A 13,646-nucleotide genomic window follows, 5' to 3' on the forward strand; every position below is an offset into this window, starting at 1 on the left:
CTAGACTGTCTGCCCTCCATATCATTCGTGAAAAAGAAATAGCTGGTCGTGGAAAAACAATTCGTGACAGTGGCCCAAAAGGGTGACCTTGAGCCGGGAACCTGCCGTTCCGTCGAGCTCAAGGAGGTAAGCCTTGCACTATTTAATGTCGATGGGAAAACCTATGCATTGGACAACACCTGTCCACATGCTGGCGGTCCATTAGGCGAAGGGACGGTCGAAGGCAATCAGGTCTCGTGTCCGTGGCACGGATGGAAGTTCGATATTCCAACAGGAACCTGCATGAAAAATCCCATTGAATCGTGGAAAGTCCCAAGCTATGACGTGCGCGAAGTCAATGGCCAAATCCAGGTGTCCGTGCCATCTTCCGCTCAGGACGCCTCTTAAGAAATCTCTTCGGAATGCGGAAGGGGCGCCAGCTCATGAAGCGGCATGATGCTGCCTGCAGCTAACGTCACGACTTTTATCCATTTTTCTTGTAAATTCACCCGCCAGGCAAAGTCTCGCTCAATCCACCCCGTTTCGCCTTTTTCGCGAATCAACCGGCTCACAACATAGGTCTCTTTTTCCTTTTCCCCGGCCATAGCCACCCGCCATTCTCCCACTCGAATCGGATGCCCGAGATGCTCGATGTCTTGAATCACTTTGTTCAAAGCCTCCTGAATGGTTGGCGAATCGCGTGCCCCATGGGTTTTGACTCTCTCTAAAGCCTCAAGCGCCTTGGGATCATCAGGGAGTGGAACCCCTGGAGGTGGCTGGGTGGAATAGACCCAGAGTGCTCCCATTGCCAGAAGTGCAAGAAAAAAAAGAAGTGGTTTGGCCATACGTACCTTCTCTATATCAGGGGCCTACCATGCCCGTAAAGATCCTACGCATAATAATTTCGCATTCATCAGAACGCGAAGCCGTCTTACCACTGAATGCATCGTGCAGTACAGTAGGTTCCTACGCATAGCAGAATACCTTCACGATCCCGCATTGCTTTACTGCGCTTCGTTCCGTATCCACAGCATCTCATTCCCGCCTCGTTGCAGTTCATAGTCAACTTGTTGAATGCCAACAGCATACCCATCACGTTGAAGTCGACGCATTATGACTTCAACGTATTCCGACCGCTTGCCTCGTAACGTCAGGAGCGGAAACACTCTCACCTCGGCTGCAATACCCAACATATCCAGTAATGCGGCTTCATGAAACTGCGCATCAAACTGCGCTGAATATAAAAAGAGCAAATGCGAACATAACGCCAACTCAAAACCAAGATCAACACTTGCCGACACAGACGGTAATTCTCCAATCGTGTATCGCCCCTGCTCTTTTCCGCGATCATAATCGGCAAGAAATGTTTGAAGTGCCGTGACTCGATTGTGCCGAAGATCATGCGGAGACTGATGGTAGCTCCATACCCAATCTCCGGGCGTACTCATGACTTGCGCGATGATATCATCGACGACAGCATCAAACTGTCGTTCAATCTCTTGCCCGGTAAATCCATACAGCGGATCGACTGACGTGACATCATGACCTAATGCCGTCATCTCGGCATTAAAGCTAGCCGGACCATCGCCTACCCCAAGAATTCTTTTCGAGAAGTCATTGGGTGAAAGATCAAACATCGCCTGGTATTCTCCAAGAGAACGGCCAAACGGCACCACTTGTTCAAGCTTCATGACCATTTTCAGCGTTTGTTGGACGGAAAGAAAAGCCTCGAAAGCAGATGCGGGAATCTAGGAATGTGGCTTCAGATGCTCGATGGCATGTTTCACAACCGGCTTTACATCTGAAAGCGGTAGACTGTCACGATCCTTAAACCTGATACAGCCCTTTCCGGTATTGATGTTGGGATACTTCTTGTTAAATGCTTCAATATGGTGAGACTCGCACGTGTACAGTGCCACATAGTTTTTCTGATTCGCGATGGCAACCCATCCCTCCCTCACACGATACGTCGGCATCTTGTATGTCATGTCGACGGTCGCATCGGGGTACAGCTCAAGAATCATGTCATGTAACGACTGCAAACGCTGCTGTCTTTTGAGAGGTACAGCTTGTCGCTAGCTCATCACGGTGCGCTTCATCAAGCGAATGCAACCATTATGTCCTTTTCATTTCAGACTTTTGTTGAACGACCTCATCATCGGCACCTCCATGCGATAGATGATCAACGAGTCTCCACGCCACGTCGCCAGGTGCCGAGCGCAAGCAGTGGAAAGTAGTGCGAGTATAAATGGTATTTCAAATAGAAAACATTGGGAAATCCGGTGCCGGTCATGAGTTCTTCGTCCCATCCGCCATCTTGCTTCTGTCTGGTGAGCAGCCACTCAATGCCTCGGAGCACCGCAGGAGACGTTCGATCGCCAGCAGACTGCAGTGCCAGTAACGCCCATGCGGTTTGCGAGGGTGTGCTGGAAGCTGCCACAAATGCATGTTGCTCATAACTGGCACAACTTTCCCCCCAACCACCATCTGGATTTTGAACGGAATACACCCAAGATGCAGCGCGCTGTATTGCTGCTGTCGCAGTCGGCGAACCACTCGCCCGAAGGCCACGCACAGCGAGAAAGGTCCCATACGTATAGTTAACTCCCCAACGTCCATACCAACTCCCATCGACCTGCTGATGCCCCAATAGATATTGGACCGCACGCGCAATGGCTTGATGTTGATAATCATACCCACGCCGACAGAGCGCTTCGACCACTCGTCCCGTAATATCGGGACAACTTGGATCGAGCATGGCGTTATGATCAGCAAAGGGCACCTTATTCAGGACTTCCCAATCATTGTCAACATCAAACGCAGCCCAACCACCATCAGAGGATTGCATGCCGAGTAACCAATTAATAGCACGACCTTCGACACGAGTCTGACGTTCAGGGTCTGAAGCTTTTGCATGCTCAAACGCAAGCAAGACCATCGCGGTATCGTCAATATCGGGATACAGTTCGTTCGCAAACTGAAATGGCCAACCTCCAGGCTGGAGACTAGGCCGCTTCACCGACCAATCTCCCTTACGCCGCACTTCTTTACTCAATAACCAATCTGCAGCATGCCGCATGGCTTCTGAGTCACCAGCTCCAAGTTCCCCCAACGCAAACATCGAAATAGCCGTATCCCAAACCGGAGATAAACTTGGCTGGAACTGCAACGTCTCTTCGCGCTCGATAATGAGACCTTCAAGTTGATTCAGGGTTTCAATAAAATCTGGATGGTCACGCTCATAGCCAAGCGCATCCATGGCCATCAACGCATACATCATCCCAGGAAAGATGGCACCCAACCCGTCCGTAAATCGCATGTGGTCCAACATCCACTTCTCAGCTTCGCGAATCGCCTTAGCCCGAATATCTTTAAAACCGCGTTTCTCCCACAGCTTCAAGACTCTATCGACCTGATGAAACATAATGGAAAAAGGATCTTTCCGTGGAAACATCAATTTACGATTCGGCAACAAGAGTTCATCAACTGTCCAACTTCCAGGAACGTGGCGTTGCACACCAGTAGCCTGGATGATGGAAAGTGGAACAACAATGGCACGACTCCAGGAGGATATTTCGTACAACACATTTCCCGGGATCAAGACAAGTTCTGGAGGCACACTCGGGGTAAACTTTCGTGGAAACAACCCAAACATGCTCAAATTATTTTTCGTATAGCTATTCGTCGCCTGGAGACCGCCAAGCGAAAGAATGCATTCGCGTGCACGTTGCATTAGTGGATGCTCAAAGTCATAGCCACACACCCGTAAGGCTACATAGGCGCGAGTCGTGGCGTTCACTTCAGCCGGTCCCTCCGAATAGATATTCCATCCACCATCGGGAAGCTGCCGGTCGAGGATCGTGCGCATCGATTTATCGATTTTGGCTTGAATGGCGTCATCCCATTTTCCCGCAGCAGGTGGGTAGAGCCACAACAAAAGCAGCACATAGTCAGACTCCAACGTTGTATCTGCTGTTAAATCGCCCTGCCAAAATCCCTGTGCATTTTGCTTGTTCAATAATGTCTGCGCTGAAATGCGAGTAGATTCAAGCGTACGTTGCTTGAGTTCTTCAACACTTGCACTGACAGCTGACAAAGTCTCCACAATGTCTGCGGATTGTGCAGGTTCGATGATAGCGGATAGGTCTCTCATGGAATCTCCATTTTGCGCGAGTGTATGAATTTCCTGACTTAACGCCAAACGTTGCTCACGAGTTGGCGGAGCCAATCCCAACGCCTCGCTGAACCACAGGCCCTCTAAAGCCAACCGTGCGACAAGGGTACGAGTCGAATCGGTTCCCTCGGTGAGTAAGACGCTCTGCCACTGCCGATATCGCTCACGGACCGGCTCAAGAAGTTGCGGGTTAATCGCCATGGCCCCCATTAGGATGGAAGCAATTTCATGTCCTCGAAGGGGGCGACTCTCAACGGGGCCCTCATCGACAGTATCTGTCGCAAGGTCTATTGGGAGAAATGCATGAGGCGGTTGTTGCGCAGTCGAGTTGATCGCAGAATGGTCAAAGCGTTCACGATCCAAGTCTTGGACGAGTAAGTCTATGAGTCCCTCAAGTAATTGTTCCTTCCCCTCATAGTGATAGAGCAATCCACCTTTACTGAGACCTGCGTCTTGCGCGACACGTTCTAACGTCAAGGCTCCGACGCCATCACTGACTAACACATCAATTGCGGTTTCAAGTATCGAATGGCGAGTAGAAGTTTGCATAGCCACGACTATACCGTCCAGCTGGTACAGTTTTCAATGGAAAATTATTCTGAATACTAAATTTTCAAATAATAAAAATATTTATTTATATTTCTACAACTTAAATTCAGTTTGCCAGGTGCAATAAATTCACCATACAGAAAAGTCCTAAGTAAAATTCAATAGAAATTTTTCACATTTCTTCTTCCAAGGCTTAGATATTTCAACCTCCACAGCTTAACGATTCACTGCCTGCATACCAGATTCAGGATATCGTTCGCCTGCAGCCTCATTCGGACACCACAGACCCTGAAGAGTCTCCAATTCTTTTGGACTCAAGGTTACATCCACGGCCTTCAGATTCTCATCCAGATAACGTCGTCTCTTGGTTCCTACCAGCGGAAGAATGCCCCGTCCTTGCGCATAGAGCCAAGCCAATGCAACTTGTGCGGGCGTAATCCCTCGTGCCATGGCAAACTCCTTCAGTTGATCGACGAGCGCGACATTGCGTACCAGGTTCTCTCCTTGAAAACGCGGCAACTGACGACGTCGATCATCAGACGACAGCATCTCTACCTGAGAAATGTTCCCTGTTAACATTCCACGCCCCAGCGGACTATACGCCACAAACGTGATAGCAAGGTCTCGACATGCAGCCAAAATATGATCATCAGGTTCCCGGCTCCATAACGAATACTCAGTTTGTAACGCCGCAATCGGATGCACGGCATTCGCTCGGCGAATCGTGGCAACGCTCGCCTCCGACAACCCAAGATAGCGGACCTTCCCCTGCTCCACTAACTGCGCCATCGCGCCAACCGTTTCTTCGATTGGAATGAGTGGATCGACTCGATGTTGATAGTAGAGATCAATCACCGACACTCCCAGCCGCTTGAGACTTTCCTCACACGCCTGATGAACATATTCTGGTCGTCCATTCTCTCCAATAAACTTTCCTTCCCGATCCCGAACAATGCCAAACTTGGTCGCAAGAAACGCCTGCTCTCGCCTCCCCTTCAGAGCTTGCCCAACCAAGGTTTCATTGCGCCCCATCCCATAAATGTCCGCCGTGTCCAGAAAATTCAGGCCAGCATCCAAGGCATAGTGAATCGTCGCGATCGACTCTTCTTGATCTGCCGGTCCATAAAATTCAGACATCCCCATACATCCCAAACCCAAGGTGGAAACTTCTTGTCCAGTGCGTCCTAAAAGCTGCGTCTTCATCATATGGCTTCCTCTTTCTAACTATCCCCTGGTTGTTCCCATCATTCCCAAATAACTTCTCCTAAACGATCATGGGGCTTTTATACACCACATTCGCACCAATCGTTCACGATAACTGAATAGACACATCACTAGGAAATCTAAAAAAACTTTGTGGCTCCGCTCCAACTTCATTCGGTGCTTCCGCTGGCAACCAATACCCATAATTTCCGAAGTGCTTCACCGGCGCACTTTTTCTGGATACTGTGCTGCCCATGCCATACAGACTTGCATCAGCTTAAATAACCACCAAAAAAATTCTCTCACATGAACATGATGAGTCACAATAACGACATGAATCATGTCTAGTAACTGTTCTTTTCTGCAACACGTACAACCTCTTGTTCTGCGACACCTTCATCATAGCCTTGTGTAAACGCCGATATCGTATGGGGCTGTTCATGCTCGGAGAAGTGATAGACGGCAGCAACGCTACCCGGTCCGCAACCTGAATGGCCAATTGCATATCCGGCAGAAGTCTTGCCCATCATCAAACCCAGTCCATAACCAGTCGTCATCCATGGGCGTCCTAGCAGTGGTCCACCGATACGATGTTCCTGAGTCATACGAGACAGCAATTCAGGACCAAGAACCTTGCCAGTCATAAGCATATGAAGAAAACACGTTGCATCATAAGGTGTACCAATCACGAGTCCATGGTACACCCATCCAGGATGGTAGCGATTCTCGTTGCCCCAGGCCGTATCATCAAGATCTTCAGGTTGCGTCGCTAATTTCGCTGAGCTCAAACCGAGGGGGGCAAAAATTATTTGCTTTAACGCTCCCTGGAGATTATCGCCCGTCGCCTCCTCAATCATCTGTCGAACGATCAAATAACCCACGTTGGAATACGACCAACCCTGATTGGGTGAAAACTCTGGTCGCTCAACCTCTACCTCTGCGAGAAGTCGCTCCACTGACCATGGTTCCTCACCATTTCTCACCGCACGGTGATAGGACGCAACGCCGCCATAGCACCTCACACCTGCACGATGTTGCAGAAGCTGACGCAAGGTATAAGCGCCTCCATTAACCTGACTGTCCAGTGAAAGTCTCCCTTGCGCAAAGAGTTGAAGGGCACAGACGGCCAGCACTGTTTTCGTAAAACTCCACCAGGGTACAAGCGGTTCATTCTCACACATGCGAGATTCATAATTCTCATCAATTCGAACAGTAAAAATATTACTATTGTCCAAGTTCATCTCCGCGCAGCATTATAGCGAATCCAAATACACATCAAGTATGCTTGAACACGATACATGCAAGGCCTCGTGCGTCTCACAGACATTCGACATCGTTACTCAATAGTCCAACGGATCTCTGCATGACAGGTGTTCGAGTCCAGTTGAACCATGCCGACTTTCAGAGCGGGACCAAAGACTTCAAGGCCTTCAAACGAACAGTTGAACTCGCGAGGAATCTCGGAACGTCCAAAACCAGGGAAGTCGGGAACCAGGCAACGTAACTGATGATGAAGGTGAGCAATCACCTCATCTCAGATATCAGCGGTATCAGGATTACCATGCAAAGAAGATCGGAGGCACACCATCACCATGATACTTCAAAAAGATTTCTGCACCACAAATGGAGATGAAGTTGATCTTCAATAAGAATATGACGTCGCGAGGAGGCTATATAGCAAGCCCCCTTTCGTAGAAGCAAAAATGAGCAGCAGAATGAGAATGCATAAAGAAATGAAGCGAATCCTCTCCGTTTCTTATGAAACATGAGAAACTTTTGTGGGTAATGCCGCAATGTTAAAGACACGACGCAACACTCATACTTGAGATTTAGCTCTAACAGTCTCTATAACCTTTGACGTATCATGACAAAAGCTCAGAAGCGTTTGATATAAGCGGATGCTTGCGTCTCAAAGCCACCGTATTTGATGGACGATGGATAATATTCCGCACCAAACTGGACTTTACCTGCGGTCTCCTCGCCAGCTTCGCTGGCAATAAACGCCAGCATGAGATCGATACCGGCAGACACTCCCGCCGAGGTCCAGACGTTGCCGTCTTGGACATACCGATCCTCGACCACCGTCACATCACCAAGTGTGCGTAAACGTTCTAACGATCCCCAATGAGTCGTAGCGTTCTTGCCTGACAGCAAGCCGGCGGCATGCAAAAGAAATGAACCGGTACAGACGGAAAGCACAGCCTTAGCATTTTTGGCTTGCGTCACAACAAACTCAATGAGGTTTCGATTGCCCACTTCTTGCCGCGTACCTTGTCCGCCTGGTACGAGCAAATAGTCAAGGATTGGACAATTGGTAAATGACACGTGAGGATTTATGGAAAGTCCGTTCGCACAGATAATGGGAGCAAGCGACTCGCCCACGATCAGGCAATTTTTCGGGCCACTCTCAAGCTTGCCCCACCGGGCCAACATTTCCCAAGGCCCCACAAAGTCAAGCTCTTCGACTTGATTGAAAACCAGCACACCGAAATTCATCTGGCATCCTTCACATACCCAGCATCACATTAGGATTGAACTTTCTGTGCAAACGCCAACGTGTATTCATTACGGATTTTGATCCCAAGTTCTTCTATTCCGCGAGGCATGTCTTTCAAAGAGCAACGTACTATCATTACATTCGTCATAGCTTTATAAATTGACATATTTCCACTAAACAGTCTCCGAAACATATCGAGCAAGAAGAAAGAGACGGAGGCGCTAGAGGAGCTTATCGTACTCACTATGGTTCCCAATCCAGAACCAAATACATGTTTCCCCTGAGCGTAAACATACGGCTCTGTACTCTCGAGTGATTCGTACCGACCAATATTTCCCAACAGGTTTAAAATGAAGGGAGGGGTGACGGGGATTCGACTTCCATAGGAGATATTTTTCTCTTGCAAGAATTTGAATATCGTGAGGGAGGTTTTCGAAAAGCTTTCTAAAGGCAGGCGAACGAACACTCTTCATGGAAATTCGTCACAATTGCCAGCGCGAAAATCAGTTAACGCCTGTTCTGCCATAGCGTCAAGCTTACCGGCTCTTGCGTCTGAATCCATCTGAAGATCCCATTCGTCATATGTAGGATGCCACCAGGCCTCCAGTTCTCTTCGCTGTTCATCCGTGAGAGTCTCTATGGCTCGCTTTATTTCTTCAACACTGTCCATATGAATGATAATAAGTTTTATCAGTATTTTGTGCAAGTCTCAATGATTGTGAAACAAGACCCCTAGGAACACTTCATGTGGTATGAATGAAGCATAAAGTTCAGATGAATGATCGTAGTTATGCGCAAATCAAGACCTTACGACGTTTTTCTGAATCGGTAGCCTGAAAACTCCAGTACCTCCGAGCCGTCTTCGAATTGCACAAATCGGAGGGTTTCACGCATACCCGCCAAGTTCGTGAGCATGACGGCTACACTAAGTGTCGGGATTGGGCAACATCAGAAATACCAGTACTTGGGAAATCCATACAGCAACATATCCAACGATCACACGCCAGACTCGACATCGTGAGATTGTCAGTCTTCTCAAGAAGCATCAGGGACCGGCCGACGGCCTTCGTCCATATCAATAAGGTCAAATAGGCTATGGGCGGTGAAATCAAGATGAGGAGGCATGCCCGGATACTGAGTCCGGAGTCGCTTGGCTAAGAGAGGACTTACTCTAAATGTTTGAAGACTTTGAGTCCATTGCAGAACTTCCTCTTCTGAGTGCATACCCGACTGAGATTCCACCCAGGCTAAGATTGATTTGTCTGACTTCTGTGTCAAGATGATCTCTCGCAGCTCTGACCCATCTAGACCTGTGAACGCCAAGAGCTGACCATCTAACGTGAATCCAGGTTTCAACAGATTGCCATGATAGGCTGAAGGAAGTTGCCCTTGGTCATGCAAGCGAACTTTATCTATGGTTCGTGGAAGAAGAATGTATCGACCTAATTTTTCACCCGGAGATCGTAACATTCTCATCTTGTCCTGACGCATGCTGATAGCCGCTACATAGGCTGGGATTTATTTTTCTACCGGGGTTAATTCTGCAACTTGCCGAACACCTGTTTTGGTCACGCCCTGCACTTTCAACATAAGCTTCCCATGACTCTCATGAAGCGTAAACGTCGCACTTCCCGTATCCGGATTCGATTCGGTCACAAGCTTCCCATTTTCCAGATTCAGAGTACCGGTTCCCAGCCACACACCAATCAGACGATAACTGGCAAACTTGAATTGCCCCTCTTCTGTAATGAGGACTTTCACTAAATCATCTTGACGGCCCGTTCTTGGCTCAGACCAGGTCATGCCTTCCCATTTTCCAGCGACATGCTTGATATCCGCAATAGGAATCTCATTCCATGACAGAGTCTCAGGAAGGTGAATTCCGGTACAGGAGACGAGTATCGATGTAATAAAAAGCAGTTGCACGTATAATACAAATCGAAGAAGTTTACTCATCATGATCTCCTTTTTCCACTTCATAACCTTCATTAGTACCCAGCATCCATGAGTCTTTTTATTTGATCTGATTCAGAAAGGCTCAGCAGTATCAACTCAAGACTTTCAAATACTACCTATCATCAATAAGAGCTTTCAATGCGGTATTTAATCCAAAGAAAACTCGAGACTTCGTGTACTCTAACACGTACACCAAACCCGTATGATTACATAGAGTAAAATACAACAAGGTATCTGACAGACAGATAGAAAACAGTTTCTTTATGCGGGCAAGCGCATAGCGTTTCTATGAATTTCTCCAAGTTCTGTCTTTTTCCAGTCCTTCTTTGACACCGTGACTGACAATTCGACCAATGAGTTCTCCTATTGTGGTATGTGTGCCGCTAAACCGACAGAAAGGACCTTGTCCTGAGACGACGGCAACCACATCCGTCCCTGTTCCGGTCGCACTGAGCGTTCCTGAAGCGTTGAGTATGCCCTCTTCCAATAACGTTGCTGCTTTACTTTCAGTCGCCACGCCAACCGCACAAACCATCGCCGCCGAACTCAGTCGTGCATTTGTGAGCAAAATGATATTTATCGTCCCAACTTTGGATAGAGTCTTTTGTCCTGAATCGACAATCGTTGCCTCACCGGCACGAACAGCATTCGTCACGCCTACGGTAAAAAATCCTTCGATCCACAGCCCATCAGCTTCAACACGCCGAAGAATCAGACAGCGCATATCCACTGCCGTCATCAACCCGACACATCGACCGTGAACGCCTCGGTGTTTAGCTAATTCACCCAGAAACCGACTGGGATCTTGCTCACGATCATTATGATGTGTAGCAGAACTTTGGTCGAGAACTTGATGATTAATGATGCCATTGGCACTTACGATTCCTCCACCATGAACAGCAGATGAAATCACACGACGAGATGAAGTGAAAGGGATAACAAGCGTACGATCAGCAACTCGGTATGCGGTTGTCCAAAACTCTGGATTGGTCAACTCCATTTCTTCAACTCACGCGTTAAGGCTTTCACCAATCGATCATTCTCTTTTGGACGACGCACCGCAAGTCGTATGGTTGGGGCATCGATTCCTGCGAAGTTGTGACAATTTCGAATGACGATGCCTTGAGCGCACAACTCCTGAGTTAATAGGGAAACCTGATCGTGTTCATTCAATTGCACGAGGAGAAAATTGGCTGCTGAAGGATATACACGCAAGCCTGGAATCTGACGCAATGCCTGAGCAAAGCGCGATCGCTCCTTTTTCATACATTGCACGGATTGTCGCCGATATGTTGTATCTCGAAGCGCCGCCTCTGCGGCAGCCGATGCCAGCACATTCACCGACCAAGGCGGAAGTATTGAACGAATGTGACTTACAACATTCGCAGGCCCGCCCACATATCCAAGACGAAGACCGGGAATTGCAAAGAATTTCGTAAAACTGCGAAGGACTAACAGCGTTTCACTCTTCCCCGCATATTGAAATACAGAGCGAGTCGCACAATAATCAACAAATGCTTCATCCACAACCAGACGTGCGCCAGCCTGTTGCACGGACTCCAACAATTGCTGAAACGATGTTCGAGAAATCACTTGCCCCGTCGGACTATTCGGATGACAGAGAAAGACGGTATCGATCGGGTGAATCCCACGACGAGACGGGTTTGTTCTCATACCCGACTGCTTGTGTAATAGAATGCACACATCGTCAATGGGAGGAGCATACCGAGCATTTGGCGTGGCATGAACATACGTACAGTGCGCCCCGGCCAACATCAACGCGCGCTCAAATTCCATAAACGTCGGACCAATCACGAGACCATGACGGCTACCAAGCGCACGAGGTATGACGGAAATCAGTTCAGCTGATCCATTTCCGACAATCAAACATTCTTCAGGAATGCGATGATGCTTCGCGAGTTGCGCTCGCAAAGACTGTGCGTCAATTTCAGGATAATGAATGGCAAGGGCAATTGCCCGTTGAATAGCACGGCGAACAGAAGGAGAAAGTCCGAGGGGATTGATGCTGGCGCTAAAATCAAGCACGTGCTGAACAGACCGGCCTTGTGATCGAGCTACCGCATGGACATTACCTCCATGTAAAGGGGACGGTATCACAACCACACCAGACCTACCAGGAGACCGGCGACAAGTAGAGAAGCTATGGCCATCAATTGAATCGCCTGAACAATATGACTGGATACTAGAGGATGAATTGGCTCACCAATCAATTGCCGATTCACAAGAATTCCTTGGTAGTAATTGCTTCCGCCAAGTTGCACTTTTAACGCTCCCGCCATCGCCGCTTCAGGACGTCCACTGTTGGGACTGGCATGTTTTCCCCCATCACGCAGCAGGGTCTTCCATGCATGAACTCCAGTTCCATTAAGAAGCCCTGCTGCCAGGACAAGACACACTCCACTCAATCGTGCCGGCACCCAATTCAACACATCGTCGCAACGCGCCGCAGCCCAGCCGAAGTACTGATACGTTTCGGTTCGGTGACCAATCATGGAATCCAAGGTATTCACCGCCTTATAGGCAAGGGCGAGCGATGGACCACCAAGCGCGAGATAACATAATGGAGCCACGACTCCGTCAGACGTACTCTCGGCGACGGTCTCGATGGTCGCTCGAATGACTTCAGGCTCAGACAATTCTTCCGTATCCCGACCAACAATCAATGAGAGCGCAGCACGGGCCTGCTCCAGCGATCCATTCTGAAACGCACGATACACCTGCTTCGCGTGATCGGCTAAATCCCTTGCAGCCAGCGCCGTATAGCCCAACAAAATCCACAGGGTATGACTAATCCACTCATTGAATTCTGAGGTCATGAAGAGGATCCATTCGACACTGACATAGCACAACAAGGGAAGACCCACCGCCAACACCACACCTGCGACATATTGACTCCTCGTACTTCGAGCCAAAACCAACACGCGCTGTTCATACCAGTGAGCGATCAACCCCATGAGCCGAACCGGATGCGGAAACCATCGCGGATCGCCAATAGCTGCATCTAAGCCACAGGCGGCCAACACTTTTAAAGCAACAATCATGGGTCAGTATGAGGCACACTCAACTTTAGAACAGCAGGCGGGAGAGTTGTTCCGGTCAACTCAGCGAGACATGCGGGACAGAGGCATTCATGAAACTGTTCGACAATCGATGTATATTGTTCATTGGTCACCGGCATCGAACCACACCAACAACCAAAGAGGCCACAGATAAACGCTTGCTGGCATCGTTCACATGTCTTAGGAATTCGACGTTTCATTTTCCGAC

Annotated in this window: 17 protein-coding genes; 2 read left to right on the top strand and 15 right to left on the bottom strand. The window is 48.7% G+C overall.

Annotation, left to right across the window (positions count from 1 at the left end):
- The first annotated feature begins 48 nt into the window (after positions 1 to 48).
- Positions 49 to 387 (top strand): Rieske (2Fe-2S) protein, encoded by a 339-nt coding sequence (locus ACWHX8_RS12180; protein WP_447968399.1) that lies wholly within the window; start codon positions 49 to 51, stop codon positions 385 to 387.
- On the opposite strand, the gene ACWHX8_RS12185 is transcribed toward ACWHX8_RS12180, so the two are convergent.
- The 6 genes from ACWHX8_RS12185 to ACWHX8_RS12210 form a co-directional block, all read right to left on the bottom strand.
- Positions 384 to 824, bottom strand: coding sequence for a hypothetical protein (locus ACWHX8_RS12185; RefSeq protein ID WP_447968400.1), 441 nt, complete (start codon positions 822 to 824; stop codon positions 384 to 386). The genes ACWHX8_RS12180 and ACWHX8_RS12185 overlap by 4 nt on opposite strands.
- A 159-nt stretch (positions 825 to 983) precedes the next feature.
- Positions 984 to 1,670, bottom strand: a complete 687-nt coding sequence (locus ACWHX8_RS12190; RefSeq protein WP_447968401.1) for an SAM-dependent methyltransferase — start codon at positions 1,668 to 1,670, stop codon at positions 984 to 986.
- Positions 1,671 to 1,727: 57 nt separating this feature from the next.
- A complete protein-coding gene (locus tag ACWHX8_RS12195) occupies positions 1,728 to 2,021 on the bottom strand; it encodes an iron chaperone (protein WP_447968402.1) in 294 nt (97 codons plus the stop codon).
- Positions 2,022 to 2,161: 140 nt separating this feature from the next.
- Positions 2,162 to 4,702 (bottom strand): squalene--hopene cyclase, encoded by a 2,541-nt coding sequence (gene shc, locus ACWHX8_RS12200; protein WP_447971908.1) that lies wholly within the window; start codon positions 4,700 to 4,702, stop codon positions 2,162 to 2,164.
- Positions 4,703 to 4,918: 216 nt separating this feature from the next.
- Positions 4,919 to 5,905 carry an aldo/keto reductase gene (locus ACWHX8_RS12205; protein ID WP_447971909.1) on the bottom strand — a complete coding sequence of 329 codons (987 nt, stop codon included), beginning with the start codon at positions 5,903 to 5,905 and terminating at the stop codon, positions 4,919 to 4,921.
- Positions 5,906 to 6,249: 344 nt separating this feature from the next.
- A complete protein-coding gene (locus ACWHX8_RS12210; RefSeq protein ID WP_447968403.1) occupies positions 6,250 to 7,140 on the bottom strand; it encodes a serine hydrolase domain-containing protein in 891 nt (296 codons plus the stop codon).
- A gap of 128 nt (positions 7,141 to 7,268) precedes the next feature.
- Between ACWHX8_RS12210 and ACWHX8_RS12215 the strand changes: the two genes are divergently transcribed.
- Entirely contained in the window at positions 7,269 to 7,409 is a 141-nt protein-coding gene (locus tag ACWHX8_RS12215; RefSeq protein WP_447968404.1) for a hypothetical protein, read from the top strand.
- Between the two features lie 371 nt (positions 7,410 to 7,780).
- Here the strand turns inward: ACWHX8_RS12215 and ACWHX8_RS12220 are convergent, their stop codons facing one another.
- From ACWHX8_RS12220 to ACWHX8_RS12260, 9 genes are all read right to left on the bottom strand, one after another.
- Entirely contained in the window at positions 7,781 to 8,401 is a 621-nt protein-coding gene (locus tag ACWHX8_RS12220) for a DJ-1/PfpI family protein (RefSeq protein WP_447968405.1), read from the bottom strand.
- 222 nt (positions 8,402 to 8,623) lie between these two features.
- On the bottom strand, positions 8,624 to 8,875 hold the full coding sequence (locus tag ACWHX8_RS12225; RefSeq protein ID WP_447968406.1) for a ParE family toxin-like protein: 252 nt from the start codon (positions 8,873 to 8,875) through the stop codon (positions 8,624 to 8,626).
- Complete coding sequence (locus ACWHX8_RS12230; protein WP_447968407.1) at positions 8,872 to 9,072, bottom strand: hypothetical protein; 201 nt, start codon at positions 9,070 to 9,072, stop codon at positions 8,872 to 8,874. Before ACWHX8_RS12230 ends, ACWHX8_RS12225 begins: the two co-directional genes overlap by 4 nt.
- Before the next feature lie 365 nt (positions 9,073 to 9,437).
- Positions 9,438 to 9,872 (bottom strand): DUF5069 domain-containing protein, encoded by a 435-nt coding sequence (locus ACWHX8_RS12235; RefSeq protein ID WP_447968408.1) that lies wholly within the window; start codon positions 9,870 to 9,872, stop codon positions 9,438 to 9,440.
- A 48-nt stretch (positions 9,873 to 9,920) separates the two neighbouring features.
- Positions 9,921 to 10,361 (bottom strand): hypothetical protein, encoded by a 441-nt coding sequence (locus ACWHX8_RS12240; RefSeq protein ID WP_447968409.1) that lies wholly within the window; start codon positions 10,359 to 10,361, stop codon positions 9,921 to 9,923.
- A gap of 283 nt (positions 10,362 to 10,644) precedes the next feature.
- On the bottom strand, positions 10,645 to 11,358 hold the full coding sequence (locus ACWHX8_RS12245) for an adenosylcobinamide amidohydrolase (RefSeq protein WP_447968410.1): 714 nt from the start codon (positions 11,356 to 11,358) through the stop codon (positions 10,645 to 10,647).
- On the bottom strand, positions 11,349 to 12,476 hold the full coding sequence (cobD, locus tag ACWHX8_RS12250; RefSeq protein WP_447968411.1) for a threonine-phosphate decarboxylase CobD: 1,128 nt from the start codon (positions 12,474 to 12,476) through the stop codon (positions 11,349 to 11,351). The genes ACWHX8_RS12245 and cobD overlap by 10 nt, the downstream gene beginning before the upstream one ends.
- Positions 12,473 to 13,420, bottom strand: coding sequence for an adenosylcobinamide-phosphate synthase CbiB (gene cbiB / locus ACWHX8_RS12255; protein WP_447968412.1), 948 nt, complete (start codon positions 13,418 to 13,420; stop codon positions 12,473 to 12,475). The genes cobD and cbiB overlap by 4 nt, the downstream gene beginning before the upstream one ends.
- A complete protein-coding gene (locus tag ACWHX8_RS12260; RefSeq protein WP_447968413.1) occupies positions 13,417 to 13,638 on the bottom strand; it encodes a cysteine-rich CWC family protein in 222 nt (73 codons plus the stop codon). Before ACWHX8_RS12260 ends, cbiB begins: the two co-directional genes overlap by 4 nt.
- Positions 13,639 to 13,646: the final 8 nt, after the last annotated feature.

The organism is Nitrospira sp. M1 (assembly GCF_965152605.1).